The sequence below is a fragment of the Betaproteobacteria bacterium genome (assembly GCA_016194905.1).
In the GTDB taxonomy this organism is placed as follows: Bacteria; Pseudomonadota; Gammaproteobacteria; order Burkholderiales; family JACQAP01; genus JACQAP01.
Genome location: JACQAP010000020.1, coordinates 98,036 through 117,855 on the forward strand (window position 1 = coordinate 98,036; position 19,820 = coordinate 117,855).

Annotated in this window: 20 protein-coding genes; 8 read left to right on the top strand and 12 right to left on the bottom strand. The window is 62.5% G+C overall.

Going from position 1 to position 19,820, the window contains the following annotated elements:
* Nucleotides 1-16 precede the first annotated feature (16 nt).
* The 3 genes from HY067_13925 (at nt 17) to HY067_13935 (ending at nt 1,225) form a co-directional block, all read left to right on the top strand.
* Complete coding sequence (locus tag HY067_13925; GenBank protein ID MBI3529054.1) at nt 17-304, top strand: hypothetical protein; 288 nt, start codon at nt 17-19, stop codon at nt 302-304.
* Between the two features lie 39 nt (nt 305-343).
* Nucleotides 344-481: a hypothetical protein gene (locus tag HY067_13930; GenBank protein ID MBI3529055.1), complete on the top strand. Its 138-nt coding sequence runs from the start codon at nt 344-346 to the stop codon at nt 479-481.
* Nucleotides 482-556: 75 nt separating this feature from the next.
* Nucleotides 557-1,225 (top strand): FKBP-type peptidyl-prolyl cis-trans isomerase, encoded by a 669-nt coding sequence (locus HY067_13935; GenBank protein ID MBI3529056.1) that lies wholly within the window; start codon nt 557-559, stop codon nt 1,223-1,225.
* A gap of 40 nt (nt 1,226-1,265) precedes the next feature.
* On the opposite strand, the gene HY067_13940 is transcribed toward HY067_13935, so the two are convergent.
* The 3 genes from HY067_13940 to HY067_13950 all read right to left on the bottom strand — a co-directional run bounded on the left by HY067_13940 (nt 1,266) and on the right by HY067_13950 (nt 4,722).
* The gene (locus HY067_13940) at nt 1,266-1,538 is read right to left on the bottom strand and encodes a hypothetical protein (GenBank protein MBI3529057.1); all 273 of its coding nucleotides are present in this window, start codon (nt 1,536-1,538) and stop codon (nt 1,266-1,268) included.
* A gap of 118 nt (nt 1,539-1,656) precedes the next feature.
* Nucleotides 1,657-3,219 carry a glutamate--cysteine ligase gene (locus HY067_13945; protein MBI3529058.1) on the bottom strand — a complete coding sequence of 521 codons (1,563 nt, stop codon included), beginning with the start codon at nt 3,217-3,219 and terminating at the stop codon, nt 1,657-1,659.
* 99 nt (nt 3,220-3,318) lie between these two features.
* The gene (locus HY067_13950) at nt 3,319-4,722 is read right to left on the bottom strand and encodes a serine hydrolase (GenBank protein MBI3529059.1); all 1,404 of its coding nucleotides are present in this window, start codon (nt 4,720-4,722) and stop codon (nt 3,319-3,321) included.
* Between the two features lie 131 nt (nt 4,723-4,853).
* On the opposite strand from HY067_13950, the gene HY067_13955 reads away from it, so the two are divergent.
* The gene (locus HY067_13955; protein ID MBI3529060.1) at nt 4,854-5,468 is read left to right on the top strand and encodes a rhomboid family intramembrane serine protease; all 615 of its coding nucleotides are present in this window, start codon (nt 4,854-4,856) and stop codon (nt 5,466-5,468) included.
* A gap of 8 nt (nt 5,469-5,476) precedes the next feature.
* Here the strand turns inward: HY067_13955 and HY067_13960 are convergent, their stop codons facing one another.
* Nucleotides 5,477-6,595: a DUF2914 domain-containing protein gene (locus tag HY067_13960; protein MBI3529061.1), complete on the bottom strand. Its 1,119-nt coding sequence runs from the start codon at nt 6,593-6,595 to the stop codon at nt 5,477-5,479.
* A 357-nt stretch (nt 6,596-6,952) separates the two neighbouring features.
* Between HY067_13960 and HY067_13965 the strand changes: the two genes are divergently transcribed.
* On the top strand, nt 6,953-7,180 hold the full coding sequence (locus HY067_13965; protein ID MBI3529062.1) for a hypothetical protein: 228 nt from the start codon (nt 6,953-6,955) through the stop codon (nt 7,178-7,180).
* 83 nt (nt 7,181-7,263) lie between these two features.
* Here the strand turns inward: HY067_13965 and HY067_13970 are convergent, their stop codons facing one another.
* Nucleotides 7,264-7,965 (bottom strand): DUF1345 domain-containing protein, encoded by a 702-nt coding sequence (locus HY067_13970; GenBank protein ID MBI3529063.1) that lies wholly within the window; start codon nt 7,963-7,965, stop codon nt 7,264-7,266.
* Nucleotides 7,966-8,126: 161 nt separating this feature from the next.
* Here HY067_13970 and HY067_13975 point away from each other — a divergent pair, with 161 nt between their 5' ends.
* Nucleotides 8,127-9,359 (top strand): PQQ-dependent sugar dehydrogenase, encoded by a 1,233-nt coding sequence (locus HY067_13975; GenBank protein MBI3529064.1) that lies wholly within the window; start codon nt 8,127-8,129, stop codon nt 9,357-9,359.
* A 7-nt stretch (nt 9,360-9,366) separates the two neighbouring features.
* On the opposite strand, the gene HY067_13980 is transcribed toward HY067_13975, so the two are convergent.
* Nucleotides 9,367-9,735 carry a DUF2914 domain-containing protein gene (locus HY067_13980; protein ID MBI3529065.1) on the bottom strand — a complete coding sequence of 123 codons (369 nt, stop codon included), beginning with the start codon at nt 9,733-9,735 and terminating at the stop codon, nt 9,367-9,369.
* 138 nt (nt 9,736-9,873) lie between these two features.
* Between HY067_13980 and HY067_13985 the strand changes: the two genes are divergently transcribed.
* The gene (locus HY067_13985) at nt 9,874-10,014 is read left to right on the top strand and encodes a hypothetical protein (GenBank protein ID MBI3529066.1); all 141 of its coding nucleotides are present in this window, start codon (nt 9,874-9,876) and stop codon (nt 10,012-10,014) included.
* On the opposite strand, the gene HY067_13990 is transcribed toward HY067_13985, so the two are convergent.
* Complete coding sequence (locus tag HY067_13990) at nt 9,996-11,177, bottom strand: MFS transporter (GenBank protein ID MBI3529067.1); 1,182 nt, start codon at nt 11,175-11,177, stop codon at nt 9,996-9,998. The two genes, HY067_13985 and HY067_13990, sit on opposite strands and share 19 nt — an antisense overlap.
* 116 nt (nt 11,178-11,293) lie before the next feature.
* Between HY067_13990 and HY067_13995 the strand changes: the two genes are divergently transcribed.
* Nucleotides 11,294-12,055: a DUF1499 domain-containing protein gene (locus tag HY067_13995; protein MBI3529068.1), complete on the top strand. Its 762-nt coding sequence runs from the start codon at nt 11,294-11,296 to the stop codon at nt 12,053-12,055.
* Here HY067_13995 and HY067_14000 read toward each other — a convergent pair.
* The 5 genes from HY067_14000 to HY067_14020 all read right to left on the bottom strand — a co-directional run bounded on the left by HY067_14000 (nt 12,052) and on the right by HY067_14020 (nt 19,787).
* A complete protein-coding gene (locus HY067_14000; GenBank protein MBI3529069.1) occupies nt 12,052-12,453 on the bottom strand; it encodes a hypothetical protein in 402 nt (133 codons plus the stop codon). The two genes, HY067_13995 and HY067_14000, sit on opposite strands and share 4 nt — an antisense overlap.
* 76 nt (nt 12,454-12,529) lie before the next feature.
* Nucleotides 12,530-13,804: a divalent metal cation transporter gene (locus tag HY067_14005; GenBank protein ID MBI3529070.1), complete on the bottom strand. Its 1,275-nt coding sequence runs from the start codon at nt 13,802-13,804 to the stop codon at nt 12,530-12,532.
* 115 nt (nt 13,805-13,919) lie between these two features.
* Nucleotides 13,920-17,027: an efflux RND transporter permease subunit gene (locus tag HY067_14010; GenBank protein MBI3529071.1), complete on the bottom strand. Its 3,108-nt coding sequence runs from the start codon at nt 17,025-17,027 to the stop codon at nt 13,920-13,922.
* Nucleotides 17,024-18,181, bottom strand: a complete 1,158-nt coding sequence (locus HY067_14015) for an efflux RND transporter periplasmic adaptor subunit (GenBank protein ID MBI3529072.1) — start codon at nt 18,179-18,181, stop codon at nt 17,024-17,026. Before HY067_14015 ends, HY067_14010 begins: the two co-directional genes overlap by 4 nt.
* Nucleotides 18,182-18,305: 124 nt before the next feature.
* Complete coding sequence (locus HY067_14020; GenBank protein ID MBI3529073.1) at nt 18,306-19,787, bottom strand: efflux transporter outer membrane subunit; 1,482 nt, start codon at nt 19,785-19,787, stop codon at nt 18,306-18,308.
* Between the last annotated feature and the right edge of the window lie 33 nt (nt 19,788-19,820).

Consider the following 19,820-nt stretch of genomic DNA (forward strand, 5'->3'; position numbering starts at 1 on the left):
CACATGGAGGCTAGTCATGGCTAAAGCACCAGCAGTTATCGGGTTCATATCACGGGAGGACTACGCCGAGTTTCGTGCGGTTTGTGTCGACGGGGATGGCATGCCGAATGACTACAAAGTCTTTCTGAAAACCTACAACCAGCAGCTTGGCGAGCTTCGCGCAGGCGGCGTATCCCCCACTCAAATGAATATAAAGCCCGGTGAACTGGCTGCCTGGTGCAAGGCCAATGGGCATGCAATCGATAGCAGCGGCCGCGCTGCCTATGCGAACTTCGTTTTCGCGGGATTGAACATCAAAAGATAACGCGGCATTGATGTCCGGATTTTTTTCTGACTGAAATCCGTGGCGCCGCCGGACATCAGCCTCAACCACATTTTCGTCTCGGTGCTGCCGTTCATCGCGCTGCAAATCGCGGGCCTGCTCGTCGTGCTCTTTCTGCCGGACGTGGCGCTATTCCTGCCCAGGCTGCTACACCAGTGATTCGTGACGCGTCGGACATGCAGCCGGGAAATCCGCGATAGGGTAGTATCGCGGTTTTTTAGGAGCGGCTTTGTGATGCGAACCATTGTGCTCTGCCTGCCGGTTTTGCTCGGCATCGGATTTTCCGCCGCGCAAGCTGCGGATCTTGCGAACGACGAGCAGAAAGCCCTTTACGCCCTCGGCGTTGCGATCAGCGAATCCCTGGCCGAATTCTCGCTGAGCGAGTCCGATCTGGAAATCGTGAAATCCGGCCTCTCCGATGGCATCCTCAAGCGCCCGCTGAAGGTCGAAGCGCAGAGCGTCAAGCCAAAGGTGCAGCAATTGGTCAAGGCGCGTGCCGCGATTGTCGCGGAAAAGGAAAAGAAGGGCAGTGCCGCATTTCTCGCGAAGGCCGCCGCGGAACCCGGTGCCAGGAAGACCGCATCAGGCGCCATCGTGACCACGCTGCAAGAAGGCAAGGGGCCGTCGCCCAAAGCCTCTGACACGGTCAAGGTCCACTATCAGGGAACCCTGGTAAATGGAACGGTGTTTGACAGCTCCATTCAGCGCGGTCAGCCGGCCACGTTTCCGCTCGGTAACGTGATCAAGTGCTGGACCGAGGGCGTGCAGGAGATCAAGGTCGGTGGCAAGGCCCGCCTGGTGTGCCCGGCCGACATCGCTTATGGGGATCGCGGATCACCGCCCGCCATCAAGCCCGGCGCTACTCTTCTCTTCGAAGTCGAGCTGCTCGAAATCGTCAAATAAAGAAGACGGTCGGGGTCCCCGTTGGGGACACCGACATGAGCTAAGAATGCCGCTCGGGTGTTTTGGCCGGCCCGAGCACCGGTTCATCGTCGGGCTCCGCGCCGTGATAGGTCACGCGCAACGCCTCGTCCTCGGCGTCGTCCCAGGCTTTTGCGGCGCGCTGGTCGAAGCGCGCACGGCTGCTGCGCTTCATCACGGCGTCGTAGGCCCGCTCGACGCTGAGCCCGCGCTTCTCGATCAGTGCGGTCGCGGCCCGGCATCCCGCCTCGATATCGTCCGTGGGTGCCCGGGAATCGAAAATCCAGAGTTTCATGGGTGTTCCTGCAGTAAGAGATTCCGTGTTTCGCGATTCTAAAAAAATATCCGGACAAATGCGAGGACGGGCGAAAACGAAAAAGAGGCACTCCGGGCGAATTCGCTACCCTGTCCGCTCAGCTTTTCCGCTGAATCGGAACCGCGTTCAGCCGTTCGGGCGCCAGATATTGCTGCCGGTAGATCTCGAAAGGCAGGCTATCGGACACTTCAATGTTTCGTTGTTCCTCGAGCGACTCCTTCGCCAACTGGGCAAATCGTTCCTCCACTTCAGCGGGAAGCGGCAATCGCTTGATGTCGGCAGCGTGGCGCAGCGACTGCGCGACGGTGAAGCGGATGTAGGAGCTGTCGTGGCGCTCCCGTATTTCCCTGAGCACGCGGGCGGAAGGGACGGAATCGGGATCGTTCAGCGCGGCGACGGCAGCCGCGAGCGCGTCGCAATACGCAGTGCCCCCGTGCGCGGCATCGAGCGCCGCGGCGATCGGCTCGCATTCGACCATCAGTTGCCGACCCCATTCGAACAGACCCACTTTCTTTCCATGCCTTTCGAGCCGCAGGCCGGGCTCGCGCCCGCGAGCGGCGACACGGTTCTGGTTGCGCCCGATGGCGGCGATTTCCTCGGGGGTGTCGGCGGGGCTCTCTTCGAGCAGGCAATGCAGCAGGAACACGTCGAGCAGCCGGATCGTGGCCGCGCCTATGCCGATCGCACGGAACGGATCGAGATCCATCAGGCGTACTTCGACGTATTCGACGCCGCGCTCGCGCAATGCGTGCAGCGGCCGCTCGCCCGGACGGATGACGCGCTTCGCCCGGACCTTGCCGTAGAACTCGTTCTCGATCTGCAGCAGGCTGGTGGCGAGCTGGCGGTAGTCATCGCCGTCGCGGATGCCGATCGTCTCGTAGGGCGGGTAGGGTTGGGTGAGCGCGTCGTAAAGCGAGGCGCCGTAGTTTTCCAGGTTGTTGTAGCTCACTGCGAGCGCGGACTGCGCATCGCTGTGGTAGCCGAGCCGCCCCATGCGCAGCGACGTGGCGTGAGGCAGATGGAACGTGCCGCGGCCAAACTCGCGCAGCTCGTGCTTGCGGCCTTCGACGAAGCTTGCGCACACCGCAGGCGATGCGCCGAACAGGTAGAACAGGAGCCACGCATTGCGCCGGAAGTTGCGGATGAGCGCGAAGTACGCTTCGTTCGGCTCGCCGACACCCGGTATCGGCCAGACGATGTCGGGCAGCGAGAAATTGTAGTGAATGCCGGAAATCATCTGCATGCGCCGGCCGTAACGGTGCGACAGTCCGGTGCGGTACACCGTCTTCATGCGGCTGACGTTGGAGCGACCATAGCGGCCGATCGGGATGGCATCGTCCGCGGGCAGTCCGCAGGGCATGCTCGCGCACCACATCATCTCGTCGCCGAGCGCGCGATAGACGACCTGATGGATCCGGGTGAGTTCCTCGAGGCAGGACTCTACGCCGGTGTGCACGCCGGTGATCAGCTCGAGCTGCGACTCGCTAAAGTCGGTGGTGATGTGCGGATGGGTAAGCGCCGAGCCGAGCGTCAACGGGTGCGAGGTCATGGCGAGCTTGCCCTCGGGACGCACGCGCAGGCTTTCCTTCTCGATACCGCGACGGATGCCCTTCAGTACGGCGGGCGAAAGTGTGCGCAGGCTTTCCTGGATCTTGTTCAAGCGGGTGTGCCTCGACGTGGAGAGGGCGTAAAGTAACAGAAGGTTGGGTTCGATTCGTATGCCAGGCGCCAGGCGCCAGGGGCCGGGGCGGGCGCGGGCTTATTTGCCGAGCGCTGCGACGACGGCTGCGACGAGCTGGTCCTGGGCCCAGCGCTTTCCGTCCGGATCGACGCCGGTGCGCACGATCACCAGATCGCGGCCGGGAACGATCGTCACGAACTGCCCCTTGTTGCCGGCGGTCGTGAAGGTTCCCGATGGCACGCCCGGCATCTGATCGAGCAGCCAGAACTGCGCGCCGTAGCCCCATTGTCCAGCGACCGGCGGCCGCGTGGGCGCAGGCGTGCTGGAAAATTTCACCCAGCCTTCCGGCAGCAATCTTTTGCCATTCCACACGCCATCGTTCGAGAGCAGCAGGCCGAAGCGCGTCAAATCGCGGGCTGTGGTGTAGGTCTGGCTCGAGCCGACGAAATTCCCGAGATGATCGATCTCCATGCGCGTGTGATACATGCCGAGCGGATGCAGCAGCTCATCGTAAGGGAAACGCAGGTATTTCAGATCATCCGCGAGCCGATGGCGCAACGCCCGCAGCAGCAGCAGCGTGTCGTTGTTCGCATACTTCCAGCGCGTGCCCGGCGCCACTTCCAGCGGCGTGGTCGTCACTGCGCTGATCACATCCTCCCCGCCGAAGTAGACCGCGTAAGTATTCGGACCGCCGCTGAAGAGCCCGCTGGACATCCACAGAAGCTGCTTGTGCGTGATGGCCCGCCGCGGATCGCCCGGATAATTCCATTCGGGAATGTTCACCGGCGCGTCCAGATCCAGCAGGCCCTGCTTCGCAGCGATGGCGAGCAGCGCCGCCGAGATGCTCTTCGCCGTTGACCAGGTGCGATAACCCGAGTGAACGCCGAATCCGGGACGGTAGCGCTCGGCGACGATCTTGCCGTTCTTCACGATGATGACGGCGGTCGTGACGACCCCGGCGCTCTCCCCGTAACTCTTGCCGTCGAAGGCGCGATCCAGAATGGGCGCCAGTGTGCGATGGCGTGCGTCGAGGCCGCTCGCGGGAAGATCGACGCGATCGCCGCCGGGAAATGGCAGGTTACCGACATCGGGCGGGGGCGAGTACTGGACATTCGGCAAGCGCGGGATGTCGCCGATCTGCCAGTGCGGCGGCAGCACCGTACAGCCCATGGTGTCGCGAAAGGCGGCGACGCGGACGATCTCGCCCGAAATGTCGGTCGCCGTCACGAGTCTGCGCTGCTCGTCGATGACCGGATCGGGGTAGCCGAGCCCTCCGACGTCGACCAGTTCGACCGTTTTGATGTCGTCCAGCGGACGACCGGCGAAGAAGTGCGCCGAACAGGTAAACAGCGCACGATAGCCCGCCACGATAAGGGGTTCCTTCTCGTCGGCTATGCCGGCGGGGCGCTGATAGGGCGCCGCAGCAAGAGCAGGGGCGAGCAGCGACAGCAGGATAATCGACAGGGCGAACTTGTTTTTCATATGTACGCCTTCATTTATTGACGGGCGGGATTCAATTAAAGTGAGCCGAACGTTTCGACGGTGCCGAAGCGTAACATGCAAACGATTTCCCGCTGGGCTGGTCGAACCCGCCGCGAAAAACAAGGAACCCCATGCCTGCATTCACGCAAGCCCTCATCATCGCCAACGTCGTGGTCTATCTCCTGGATGTGCAGATGGGGCATGCTCTGATTCAATGGTTCGCCCTCTGGCCGGGCGACGGCGCCGGCCTGGCGAGCCTTCCGCTCCTGACGCCGTGGCAACTCGTGACCTACAGTTTTCTGCACGGCGGCCTGACCCATCTTGCATTCAACATGTTCGCGTTGTGGATGTTCGGCGGCGAGCTGGAGCGGGTCTGGGGCGTACGCCGCGTGGCCATGGCTTACTTTGCCAGCGTCGTGAGCGGCGCAGTGGTGCAGTTGTTGGTCAGCGGCCTGTTTGGTCCCGGTGGCGGACTCGTTGTCGGTGCGTCCGCGGGCGTGTTCGGGATTCTGCTGGCCTACGCTCTGGTTTTTCCGAATCGCACCATCGTGCCGCTGATTCCGCCGATTCCCATGCCGGCACGCGTATTCGTGCTGCTCTACGCGGTGCTGGAACTGGTGCTCGGTGTCACGGGAACGCAAGCGGGCGTCGCCCATTTTGCGCACCTGGGCGGACTGCTGGGTGGCTGGCTGGTCTATCGCTACGGGCGCAGTGCACCCGGAAACTGGCGCGGTCGCATGCGCTAGCCGGCGCGCTATTCGATATCGGATTCGAAGTTGCGCGTCGCCTCGGGCGCGATGGCGACATCGAAGTAGACCCGCCCGATCTCGCGTTCGTCTGTGGTTTCCACCTGCAATTTCCAGTCGCCGGGCTGATAGTTGGATTTCATGCCGTAGCCGCGGAAACCCTTTTCGCGTCCCCCGAGTATCTTGATGGGAATGGAATCCTGCAGTTTCCAGCTCCCCGTGTTGTCCTTCCAGTACCAGCGCATCAATACCTGGTCGGAAAAGCGCGCGGGAGAGAAGACGCGGAAGAACACATAAATTTTGTCGCCGGGCTGCGCGAGGAATTTCTGGTCGCCGTGGTGCCAGATGCGCCAGAACGGCCGCTCGTGACTGAGCCTGAACGTATCCTCACTGCGCTCGACGTTGTGATAGACGCCGATGAAGGGAATGGACAGCGGCACGGGCGGGATCAGCCTGAATACATAGAGCGACAGGAAGCCGATCAGCACCAGGCCGAACGGCACGAGGATCTGCTGCCTTGCCTGCTGTGTCCTTTCGGGCGCGTGAATGCGGATGCGCCGGTTGATCACGGCCAGCGGCAGGCAGCCCGCCAGCATCGATAGCAGGAAGACGAACAGCCCGATCGATCCCACGAACACCGGAACGATGTTGGCCGAGAACGACAGCAGGCAAAGGCTGAACAGGGCGAACTTGAGCGACAGTCCGAGTTGCGCCTTCAGTCGACTGGATTCGTTGGCCACCAGCAGGGCCGCCAGCACCAGCATGAAGGCGAACGATACGAAGAGTGAGGCGCTCTTGAAGAAGAACAGCGTATACAGGTTGAGCAACGTGCCCAGTAGAAAGTGGACGAGGGCGGTGCGGTACGCGTAATACCAGCGCTTCAGGGTGGGCATCGCGCCGGTATCGGGAGCAGGTCCGCCTTCCGAGAAGAACATCTGCAGCAGGATCACAGCGATGAGCAGGAGATACGCTGCTTGCTGGACGATCGTGGACCAGGCGTCGATGCGATCGAGCATCGCAATATCGAAAACGAAGCCCCCGGCGAAAGCCGCAATGTCGAAAGCAGGTTCGTGGCGTTCGTAGTAAAGCTTGAGCCGCTGGAACCGGGAGGATGGCGTTTGGTCCATTTTTATTCTGTGGGCAGAGCGGCCTCGGAAAATTGAGCCGTCTTTCGCCGGCATCGGGGCTGCAACGGGCGCGGCGGCGAATAATGATCTCGTCGGGCGACGCAGGTCAAGCGCCGCCAGACACGGCGCTCTGCGGTGAAGGTTTCGCGCCTCCTTGGTGCGGCAAACCGTCCCGCGCACCATCGCCGGCCGCTGCCAATCTGTCCGGTTTTCCTAAGCGCTTGATTGCGCGAATACCGATGCTTGGCATGTTCGTTGCGATGCGTTGGTGGCGACAAGTCGAAGGCCGAACCGGCGCGCGCCGTTCGCCGTCCAAGACTCGAGCATCTTCCATCAATCACGCAAAGGGGGTCTGCTGTGAAACGAAAACTCGCATCAGTATTGGTTTCCCTGGTATTCGGATGGCTGACCACGGCCGCAATTGCGGAGGAGGAGACTGCGACGGCATCCGCCGACTCGTCCGCCGGCACGAGCGAGCCGGCGGCTGTGACGGATCAGTCAACCGATACGGCGACCATTGATACGTCAACCAATGACGGAACCATTGCGGCCTCGCCCACTGAAACCGAGACCGACTCAAAGTGAACTATCCCGGGGCAGTACCCGGCGGCAGACATAGGTCCGGTGTAGTCCTCCGCAAAAAATAACCCGCTTCGGCGGGTTTTTTTTCAGATCAATCCGGCCACCATGTTGATCGTCAGGGCCAGTATCCCGGTTGCGTAAAAGAACGAGATGATGCCGTGCGTGAGTGCAAGCCCGCGCATGGCCGGATTCGTGATCTGAACGTCGGACACCTGGAACGTCATGCCGATCGTGAACGAGAAGTAAACGAAATCCATGTAAGTTGGCATCGCCTCTCCGGGAAACGCCAGGCCCTTGTACAGGGTCGCACCGTTGGCGGTCCCGGCGGGCGTGCTGGAGTAATAGTCGTGGGCGTAATGCAGCGCAAAGATGGTGTGAATGAATGCCCAGGAAAGAACAATCGTCGCGACGATCAGGCTGATACGCACGATCTTCTCGAATTCACCGGCATTCCTGATCAACGGCACCTCCCCGGCAATGGCAACCAGGCTCGCGCTCCCGGCGACCAGCGTCAGGAACAGCACTGTCCACTTCCCCGCGTCCTGCTGGGCAGCGATGCGCTTCATTGTTTCGGGTAGTGCGCGTCTGAGCCCGATGAGCAGGGCCGTCGCGACCAGAACGCCGGCGTCCCAGGAAAGAATGAAGCGCAGCCGGCCCGACATGGAGCTGAAGACGAAGAGAAGCCCATATATCAGGACTCCGCTCGCCACGCCCGCGGCCAGACGCGGCCGCCGCAGGCGAAGCCAGAGGATGCGCATGCCGGCATGATCCAGTTTGTGCCCCGTCACCTTTGCACCCTGTCTTTCGAATCCTCGCCGACTCCGTGGAGGACTTGCGTCAGGTTTCGGCGCTGTACCGGTTCGTCGTCGGCGTAACATCAGAAAACACCGGCGGAAACCGGCGCATCATCTTCACTTTACCGCAAGTTTGGATTCGCTTGTCTGCGAGGATGACTATGCATGCAATCGACCTGTTGCCTGGACGAAATCTCTTTTTCAGCGTGCTCGTGCTCGGGCTGCTGCTTGCTGCCTGTGGCGGCGGCGGGAACGGCGGAGGCACAACGCCGGCCGGGGTTGCACTTCACCTCGAGCGCATCGATGCGGCCCTGAGCCTGAGCTTTCCCGTCTTCCTGACCGCCCCTCCGGGGGACACGGCCCGGTTGTTCGTGGTCGAGAAGGGCGGGCGTATCAAGGTCGTGGACAAGGCCACAAGATCGTTGATCGGAACGGGCACCTTTCTGAACATCACGAGCCTTGTTTCCACCGGCAGTGAGCAGGGTTTGCTAGGCCTGGCCTTCGATCCGAACTATGCGGCCAACCGGCGCTTCTACGTCAGCTATACGGACACGAGCGGTAATTCCGTCATTGCGCGATACGTGGCCGATCAGAACAGTCCCAACGTGGCGGTCGGTACTGCCGATCGCATCATCCTTACGTTGGCGCAACCATTTACGAATCACAACGGCGGAATGATCGCTTTCGGTCCGGACAATTTCCTTTACATCGGGTTTGGCGATGGAGGAAGCGGGGGAGATCCCGACGGCCGTGCGCAAAATCCCGCGGATCTCCTCGGGAAGCTGCTGCGCATCGACGTGTCGCAGGGCACCGCACCCCAACCTGCTTACACCATTCCGTCCGACAACCCCTTTGCGGCAGCGGTCCTGGGCAAAGAAATCTGGAGCCTCGGCCTGCGCAATCCCTGGCGGTACAGCTTCGACAGACAGACGGGGGATCTCTACATCGCGGATGTGGGGCAAGGCAACTGGGAGGAGGTCGATGTTTCGACTTCGACTGTGGCCGGCGACGCGGGCAAAGGAGTCAACTACGGATGGAACGTGATGGAAGGAAACCATTGCTATCCTCCCGGTACGGCGATATGCAGTACAGGCGGGATGACCCTGCCTCGACTCGAGTATGACCACAGAAACGGAGCATGCTCGATAACCGGGGGCTATGCCTACCGCGGGGCCGCCATCCCCGCTCTGCAGGGTACGTATTTCTATGGCGATTTCTGCGCGGGATTCGTGCGCAGTTTCCGGCTGGTGAACGGTACTGCCACCCAGTTCTTCGATTGGGCCGCACTCCGCCCCGGAGGAAACATCACCAGCTTCGGCGAGGATGCGGCAGGCGAGCTCTATATCATGACTTCGGGCGGACGGCTGTATCGCATCGCGCAGGGCTGAGCGCGCATCATTTCACCGTAAATTTCGTTTCGTTCAGCGTGACGCCTGCGGAGTCACTGACCGTGACGGTCCAATCACCGGCTACATGTAGAGTCTTGTTCGCCCAGGTGCGCCACGGAGTGCCGCCTATGTTCAGTGTCGCCGGGTAGGCCTGGTCGTTGATCTTCCAGGTTACCGTCAGCGTTTCACCGGCCGCGTCTTCCACTTTCAGCCAGAGGTAAGCTTTTTCGCCGGGAGCGAAGGTCGTGGTTTCGTCGGTAATTTTTCGATCGACGATACTCTTGCCAAGTTTTGCCTCGGCTACCTTGCCGGCCGGGAACGCCAGCGCCGGAACGAGCAACGCGAGCATTGCAAACAGAGCGAGAAGCTTTTTCATTGTGAACCTCCTGTCTCCAGTTGTGTCTTTGCCGAAAATGTCCGGCAACCCTTGGCTGCATGCCACTAATCCACAATGGCGCCATGACAGCGCTAAATCATACGTCGATTCGGTCCGCTTCTGTGAATTGGGGAACAATTGCCGGAACTGGCCGCCGCGCGGGCCGACGAATTGTCCGGCCAATTCGTGGTCGACGGCCACACGCATTTCCTGCGCGACTATCTTGCCGCCGGCGGTGTGCGCAGCAACCTGCGCCACGGTTACGTGACGCGCGCCTGACCCAGCGACCGATGCGCGGCAACCCGCACGGCGAACCAATATCCGAGCAGACCCAGTCCGGCACCGCTGATCACGAAAGTCCAGCCATAATTCAGCAGGCGGATGGCAACCCCGCAAACGGCGACGCCACCCGCCTGTCCCATGAACAGACAAAAAGCGAAAACGGCGATCGCGGTGCCGCGCGCCTGCGGCGCCATTTCGGTGGCCCGCGTCTGCAGCGTGTTGTGGAACATGTAGAAGCCGAATCCCGCGACGATGACGACTGGAATGGCTGCCTGCCACCATGGCAGCAGCGGCAATATCGCCATGCAGATGAACATCAGCGTGCCGCCGAGCCGCACGAAGCCTTTTTCGCCGAGCCGGGCAAGCAACCATTTCACCATCAGGCTGTAGACCACGCCGCCGAGGCCGAACCCCGCGAGCATGCCTCCGATCAACAGGTAGGACAGGCCGAAGCGTTCCTTGAGATAAGCGCCGGTGTAGGCGAACGCGCCATAGAACAGTCCGCCTTCCAGAAATACGGTGAGGACCACGATGCGCACCCATCGATCGCCGAGGACGGCGGCGTAGTTGCGCCATACGTTGCCGTGAGGCTTCCCGACTGCGGAAGCCGCGGGACGCGTGCGGCGATCGACCGTGAACAACACGATGCTCACCATCAGGAACACCGCTGCCATGACGTCGAACACCCGGCGCCAGCTGATGAATTCGGCCAGCGCGCCGCCCAGCGCCGGCCCGAGGATCTGCCCCATGAGGATGAAGCTGAGGAAGCGGCCGAGCGTGGCCTGGCGTTTCTCGTAAGACGTATTGTCGCCGATCCAGGCCAGCGAGAGCGGCACGATCGCGGCGGCGCCGATGCCGGTGGTGAAGCGCAGCGCAGCCAGTGCAGGCAGCGTCGGTGCAAATGCGCAACCGAGCGAAGCCGCCGAGGCGATCAGCGTGGCGCCGCCGATGACGCGCAGTTTGCCGATGCGGTCGCCGAGCGGGCCGTGCACGATCTGGAACAGCCCGTAGGCGAGCGTGAATGCGGTGACGACGACCGAAGCCGTCGTTGGCGGCACCGCGAAATCTTCCGCTACGGTCGGCAGCAGCGCGTCGAACAGGCGCAGGTTGGCGCCGGATGCGAATGCAGCAGCGGCGAGAGCGAGGAGGGCTGGAGGCATGGCGGGCGAAAGCGGCATTCTGCCCGGTTGCGTTGCTTAAATCGACAGAAACCTCGGAGTAGAATCCGGCACGAAGTGGGCAATCCGATCCCCTCGTCCTTCTCATGGAGCAGACTATGAACGCACAACAAAGTCCCGGCCCGGCGCGCCTTGGCAACCGGTTGGTCGTCATCGGATTACTCGTCGCCCTGGCAAGCGCCGCAGCGATGGTTTTTTCCGGGATCGGCTATCGGCTCGACCTCTATCATTTTCGCATCGGATTCACGATTCTTCGCTGGGCCTTCTGGTTCGCGCTGGCCGGCGCGGTCCTGTCGGTGGCCGGCCTAGTGATCACCGGCGGAAGGCCCCGCCGAACCCTGGTCGCGGCGTTCATCGGCGCCGCGGTCGGTGTCATGGCGGCATACATTCCCTGGACCTGGAAGCAGACGGCCGACGCGCTGCCCTACATCCACGATATCAGTACCGATACCGCAAGCCCGCCGGAGTTCGTCGCCGCCGCCAAACTCCGCAAGCCGGGTGACCATCCGGTGACTTATGACGGCAAGGAAGTCGCCGACCTGCAGCAGAAGGCGTATCCCGACGTCGTTACCCTGACGACCAAGACCCCCGGCGAAAAAGTATTTGAAGCCGCGAAGACCGTCATCGCGTCGATGGGCATGCAATTGGTCGATGCCGACCCGGCCCAGGGACGCATCGAGGCCAACCAGACCAGTCTGTTCTACGGATTCACCGATGACATGGTCGTTCGCATTACAACCGGCACGGATGGAACGAAAGTGGATGTGCGTTCAAAATCGCGCGTCGGCCGCAGCGACCTCGGCCAGAATGCGAAGCGCATCCGCGCTTTTCTGCAGCGTCTGAAAACGAACCTGGGCTAGAACGCCATCGGTTTGCGGTCCTGCAGCGTCAGCCAGCCGCGCGCGACCCGGTAGATGACCCAGAGGCCGGCCGCGATGCAGATGATCCACGCCACTGGGATGCCGATCAGCGTCACGAACAACATCGCGCCGATCACGATCCACAGCAGCGCAAACCAGAACGTGCGGATCTGCCAGCGAAAATGGGATTCGAGGAATGTGCCGCGGGTGTTGTGCCGATAGACGTAGTTGATGATGACCGCGATGATCGACGGAATGCCGAATACGAAAGCGCCGACGATGGTGACCGCACTGGTCAGCCCGATGAGGATGCTGAGGGCATGCAGCGCGTAGATGATCTGCGCGGTGGTGACGAGCGAGCTTGGAGCCCCGTCGCCGGAAATTTCGATTTCTGCCATGCCGTTCTCCAGGGTTTCGATAAGAGCTACGGGCTTCGACCCGTTGCCGCCCGGAAAATTCAACCGGCGGTTCGCGTCACCAGGCTGTTGCCAGCATCGTGACGACGACCAGTGCCATCGCCGCCGTTGCCAGCCAGCCGAGAAATTTCAGACGGCGCTTGATCACGAACTGACCCATAACCTCGGCCCGGGTTGCTATCAGCATCATCACGATCATGATCGGAACCGCGATGACGCCGTTGATCACGGCGCTCCAGAACAACGCCTTGATCGGATCGATCGGGGTGAAATCTAGCAGCAGCCCGCCCAGGGTCGCGAACGCGATGATTGCGTAAAATTCCGTGGCCTCGAACAGTTTGCGGTCGAGGCCCTGGCGCCAGCCGAAGCTGTCAGCCACGGCGTAAGCGGTGGCCCCGGCCAGCACCGGCACCGCCAGCATGCCCGTGCCGATGATGCCGAGGCTGAACAGCAGGAAGGAGAAGTCGCCCGCGATCGGGCGCAGCGCCTGCGCTGCCTGGGCGGAAGTCTGGATCTGGGTGATGCCCGCGACATGCAGGGTCACCGCCGCGGAAAGAATGATGAAGAAGGCGATCAGGTTGGAGAAACCCATGCCGACGTAAGTGTCCAGCTTGATGCGACACAGGTGCAGCCGGGCATCTTCCGGCGTGCTCGTCAGCGAGGAGGAGCCGTTGCCGGCACGCAGCTCCTCGACTTCCTGGGAGGCCTGCCAGAAGAACAGGTAGGGACTGATCGTGGTGCCGAACACCGCGACCACGACAGCGACGAACTCCGGATTGAACGACAGTTCCGGCGCCAGCGACTGCCGGATCGCCGGGATCCAGTCTATGTGCACCGAGAACGCGACCGCCACATACGCCAGCAGCGACAGCGTCAGCCATTTCAGCACGCGCACGTAGCTCTGATAAGGAATGAAGACCTGCAGCAGCAGGCTCAGCATGCCGAAGACGACGGCATGGCCGTGTTCGCCGCCGCCCACAACCAGTTGCAGAGCTTCGCCCATGGCGGCGATGTCGGCCGCGATGTTGATGGTGTTGGCTATGACGAGCAGTGAAACGACGACCAGCAGGACCCAGCGCGGAAACAGGCGGCGGATGTTGGCGGCAAGACCTTCACCCGTGACGCGGCCGATGCGCGCGCTGACGATCTGGATGCCGACCATCAACGGGAAGGTGATCAGCGCCGTCCACAGCATGTTCAACCCGAACTGCGCGCCGGCCTGCGAGTAGGTGGCGATGCCGCTCGGATCGTCGTCGGCGGCGCCGGTGATCACGCCGGGACCGAGTTTGCGCAGGAAGGATTGGCCGTCCGTCTTTTTCAGCGGTTCGCTCATGGGTTCTCCGGAAAGGAGCACAGGGCGAACGCAATGGGGTCGCGCGGTGCCGCGGCTCTAACGCCAGCCGGCGAATAGCGTTGACGTCGCGGACGACGGGCCAACGAACACGGTGTCAGGCGCCTGCGGTCACGGCCGGAGTGCGACCGCGACGACGCTCATTCCAGGTCCTGGCCCTCTCGAGATAAAGGTAGATCACCGGTGTGATGTACAGGGTCAGCAGTTGCGACACCATCAATCCGCCGACGACTGCGAGACCCAGCGGCTTGCGGGCTTCCGATCCGGCGCCGAGACCCATTGCGATCGGCAGCGTGCCCATCAGTGCCGCGGCCGTCGTCATCATGATCGGCCGGAACCGGATCAGGCAGGCCTCGTAGATCGCCTGTTCGGGCGGCTTGCCGTCCTTGCGCTGCGCTTCGATGGCGAAGTCGATCATCATGATGGCGTTCTTCTTCACGATGCCGATCAGCATGATGAGTCCGACGAAGCCGTACATGTTGAGGTCGAGCTTGAACAGCATCAGCGTCAGCAGCGCACCGAAGCCGGCGGTCGGCAGTCCGGACAGGATCGTGACCGGATGGACGTAGCTCTCGTAGAGGATGCCGAGGATCAGGTAGATCACGAAGATCGACATGATCAGCAGCATGCCCATCCCGGCCAACGACGACTGGAATGCCTGCGCCGCGCCCTGGAAGCTGCCGATCACAGTCTGCGGAATGCGCAGGTCGGCGACGAGCTTGTTGAGCTGGCCGATCGCCTGGCTCAGCGACACGCCCGGCTTCAGGTTGAACGACAGCGTTACCGCCGGCAGCTGTCCCTGATGGGTGACCGTCAACGGGCTGACTCCGCGTTCGACGCGAGCCACCGACGACAGCGGCACCAGCGTGCCCGTGCCCGAGCGCACGTAGAGCAGGGACAGCGCTTCGGGGCTGGACTGGTACTCCGGCGCCAATTCCAGGATGACCCAGAATTCGTTGCTCGGCGTGTAGATGGTCGACACCTGACGCGAGCCGAATGCGCTGTAGAGGGCGTCCTCTATTTGTTCCGCGGTCACGCCCAGGGAGGAGGCCTTGTCGCGGTCGATCTGCACCTTCACGGTCGGATTGGTGATCTGCAGGTCGCTGTTCACGTCGATGAATTCGGGCAGGCTGCGCAACTTCGCTTCCAGGATCGGCGCCCAGTGATACAACTCCTGGGTATCGGCATCCTGCAGCGTGTACTGGTATTCGCTCTTGGTCACCTTGCCGCCGATGCGCACTGGAGGGATATTTTGCAGATACACCTTCATGCCGGGTATGGACGTGAGCTTCGGCCTCAGCTCCTGGATGATGGCGTCCGCGTGCAATCTTTCCTTGCGCGGCTTCAGGCGTATGAAAATGCGGCCGAGGTTCAGCGTCTGGCTCGATCCCGAAGAGGAAGGACCGATGAAGGCCATGGCGGCCTCGACGTTCGGGTCGGCTTGCACGATCCGCGCCGCCTGCCGTTGTTTCGCCGCCATGGCATCGAAGGAAATATCCTGCGCGGCCTCGGTGAAGATCAGCAACTGCCCGGTGTCCGTGCTGGGCAGGAAGCCTTTCGGCATGGCCGCGAACAGCCATGCGGTCACGCCGAATATCGCGAAGAACACCAGCATCGTGACCCGGCTGTGTCTGATCGACCATTTCAGCGTCGAGTCGTAGACGTCGCGCACCGCATCGAACGCGCGCTCGCTCCACCGGTAGATCCTGCCGTGGCGGTCGTGCGCGACCGGGCGCAGCCAGCGGCTGCACAGCATCGGCGTCAGCGACAGCGACACAAAACCCGATACCAGCACGGCGGCCATGATGGTGACCGCGAACTCGTGCAGCAGCTTGCCGAGAATGCCGCCCATGAACAGAACCGGAATGAACACCGCGGCGAGCGACAACGTCATCGACACGATGGTGAAGCTGACTTCGCGCGCGCCTTCCAGCGTCGCCTGCATGGCGGCCTTGCCCATTTCCATGTGGCGGCTGATGTTCTCCAGCATGACGATGGCGTCGTCGACGACGAAGCCGACGCAGAGCGTGAGCGCCATCAGCGAAAGATTGTCCAGGCTGTAGCCCAGCAGATACATTACCGAGAAGGTGCCGACGATCGACATCGGCAGCGCCAGGCTGGGAATGAGCGTGGCGGAGATATTGCGCAGGAAAAGGAAAATCACCAGCACCACCAGCGCGAGCGCGAGCATCAGCGTGAACTGCACGTCATTCACGGATTCGCGCACCGAGTCGGAACGGTCGTAGAGGATATCCATTTTCAGGCCGGCCGGCGCCTGCGCGCGGAAAGTCGGCAGCAGCTTTTTGATCGAATTCACGATCTCGATGGTGTTGGTGCCCGGCTGGCGCTGGATGGCGAGCACAATGCCACGCTCGTCGTTGAGCCAGGCGGCAAGCTTGTCGTTCTCCACGCTGTCGATCACCCGGCCGATTTCGCTCAGCCGCACCGGCGCCCCGTTGCGATACGCGATCACGATCGGACGGAATGCCGCCGCATTCTGCAGCTGGCCGTTCGATTCCACCGTATAGGCGCGATGCGCGCCGTAAAGCGTGCCGGTGGGCAGGTTGGTGTTGTGCCGGTTGATCGCGCCGGCAATCTCGTCGATGCCGATGCCGCGGGAAGCGAGCGCCTTTGGATCGAGCTGCACGCGCACCGCGTATTTCTGCGAGCCGATGATCTGCACCTGCGCAACGCCGTTGATCGTGGAAATGCGCTGTGCAAGCAGCGTCTGCGCGTATTCGTCCACCGTCGACATCGGCAGCGTCGTCGAGGTCAGGGCAAGGTAGAAGACCGGTGCGTCCGCGGGGTTGACCTTCTGGAATGCCGGCGGCGTGGTCATCTGCGGCGGCAACTGCTTCAGCGCGCGCGTGATCGCGGCCTGCACATCCTGTGCGGCGGCATCGATGCTGCGGTCGAGCGAGAACTGCAGCGTGATGCGGCTTATGCCCTGTGCATTGGTGGAGTCCATCGAATCGAGGCCGGCAATCGTGGAGAATTCCTTCTCCAGCGGCGTCGCCACGGCGGAAGCCATGGTCTCCGGGCTTGCGCCCGGCAGCGACGAGGTTACCGCGATCGTGGGGAAATCGATGTTGGGCAGGTCCGACACCGGCAGCAACCGGTAGCTGACGACGCCGAAGGTCAGAATGCCGAGCATGATCAGGCCGGTCATGACCGGCCGGCGGACGAAGATCTCGGCGATGCTCACGACGACTTCTCCGGCGTTTTGGCGCTGACCTTGGAGCCCGGCAGGATGCGCGAGGCACCGTCCACCACGACGGTTTCACCGGGCTTGAGTCCGCCGGCGATCACGGTCTCCGCGCCTTCCGTGCGCGCGACCTGCACCGGGCGCAGCTCGACGCTCGAATCTTCCTTGACGACGTAGACATACTGGCCGCTCGGGCCGGTCTGCAACGCCTGCGTCGGCACGACCAGCGCCTTCTCATCGTCGCGCAGCGTGACCCAGGATTCGACGAACTGGCCCGGCCAGAGTTGTTTGTCGTCGTTGGAGAAAATACCGCGCAGCTTGATGGTGCCGGTGGCCACGTCGACCGAGTTGTCGAGGAAGGCGAGCTTGCCGCCGATCGCCTTGCCTTTCTCGAGTTCCACCTCCACGCGCAACGGCGCCTTCTTCTGGCGCGCGCGGATCTCGTTCAGGTATTGCTCGGGCACCGCGACGCTGACGTAGATCGGCTCGATCTGGTTGATCACCACCATCGCCACCGTGTCGTTGGCCTTGACCATGTTGCCTTCGGAAAGCATCACCTTGCCGGCGCGGCCATTGATCGGCGAGCGGATCGTCGTATAGCCGAGGTTGATGCGCGCATGCTGGACCGCGGCTTCGTCCGCGGTGACGCTCGCTTCCGCTCCCCGGAAATTGGCGGCGACCTGCGCGTATCCCTCCTTGGAAACGAAGTTCTGCTTCAGCAAATCCTGGTAGCGCTGTTCCTGCCCGCGCAGGTAGTCGAGTTGCGCCTGATCGTGGGCGAGATTGGCCTGCGCCTGTTCGAGCTGGGACTGATAGGGTTTCGGATCGATCTGGAACAGCGGGTCGCCCTTGACCAGGTCCTGGCCATCCCGCACAGGGGTAGCGATGATCTGGCCATCGACGCGGGATTTCACGGCGACGGAGGCGACCGTCTCGACATTGCCGATCGCATGCAGGCGCAGCGGCATCGATTTTTCGACGACCTGCCCGGTCAGCACGGGCACGGTCGGTACGGTTTTCTTGGCTTCGGCCTGGGCGCCGCCGCCCTTGTCGGAGCAGGCGCCCAGCATACTGGCCGCAAGCAGCGCGGGAAACGCGACCGATAAAATCCTGGTCGCGTTCGAGGCTGGTCGAAAAACGGGGCGGGTTGTCACGTTGAAAGTCCTCCTCACAGCTTCAGCGATGCCGGTCCGGTCCGGCACTCATCTTGTCGCATCTCAGTTGTAATCTTGCGCTCATTTGTTTGCGTCGTGCACGGGTCGCGCGTCTGCCGCGTTTTCATCGCGCCGGCGCCGCATCTTTACGCGGATAAGGGTCGCCGCGCGCCAGTTCGTCCGGCGTCGGCAGGCCGGACGCATTCCAGCCGCCGCCCAGCGCCTTGACCAACAGCACGCTGGCCGCCAGCCGCCGGTTCAGGACGTCCACCGCGGTTCTTTCGTTGACCAACGCCGTCGCCTGTACTGTCACCACGTTCAGATAGCTGACGATGCCGGCCTTGTACTGGTTGGTGGTCAGGGCCACCGACTGGCGCGCATTCTGCACCGCTTCGTTCTGAATCGCCGCTTCTTCCTCCAGGATACGCAGCGCCACGAGGTTGTCCTCGACTTCCTTGAAGCCGGTGAGCACGGTCTGCCGGTAACCCGCGACGTTGGCATCGTAGGCGGCAATGGCCTGATCGGTCTGCGCGCGACGCAGGCCGCCGTCGAACAGCGTCTGTGCCAGCGCCGGTCCGAGCGACCAGAAGCGGCTGGGCGCAGTCAGCCAGTTCGAGAAACTCGAGCTCTGGAAGCCGCCCGATGCGGACAATGTGAGGGACGGGTAGTAGGCCGCTTCGGCGACGCCGATCTGCGCATTTGCCGCAGCCATGCGCCGCTCGGCGGCGGCGATGTCGGGGCGGCGCTCGAGCAGGCTGGACGGGATTCCCGCCGGACGTGGTGGCGGCGACGCCGTAAGCGGGGCCACGACCAGCGAATACGAGGAGGCGGGTTTCCCGATCAGCAGGGCGATGGCATGTTCGAGTTGCGCGCGCAGCACGCCGATGTCGAGCGCCTGAGCCTGCGTTGTCTTGAGCTGGGTCTGCGCCTGGATCACGTCGACCTTGGCGACGACGCCCGCCGTGTACTGGTTCTGCGTCAGTGTCAGCGAGCGCTGGTACGCGGCTATGGTGTCGTCGAAAAGCTGTTTCTGCGCATCCAGCGCGCGCAACTGGAAATAGTTCTGCGCCAGCTCCGCCTGGACCGACAGCCGCAGCGCTTCGAGATCGGCTGCACTCGCCTGTGCGCCGGCTTCGTTCGACTCGACGGTACGGCGCACGCGGCCCCACAGGTCGAGTTCCCAGACGGCATCGAGAGGCAGCGAATAGCTGGTGCTGGACGACCGCGAATTCTGTACGAAGGTCTGGTTCTGGTTGCCGAGATTGGAGGAAGACTGCCCGCGCGTAACCGATGCGCCGCCGGATACGGTCGGCAGATAGCCCGATCGCGCCGATTGTACCAGCGCGCGCGCCTGGCGAAACTGGGCGGTGGCCTGCACCAGATTCTGGTTGGAAATGCTGACCTGTTCTTCGAGGTCGTTGAGCAGCGGGTCGTTGAAGGTTTCCCACCACTTGCCGCGCAATTCCCGATCGCGTGGCTGCGCTGTTTTCCAGCCCTCCATTTCCTTGAACGCGGCCGGTGTGTCCGCGGTCGGCCGCACGTAGTTCGGCCCGACCGTGCACGCGGCGAGCAATGCGAGGGCTGTGGTGGCGGCGAGGTATCTCATGGAAAGATCCTGAACCACGGAGAACACGGAGGC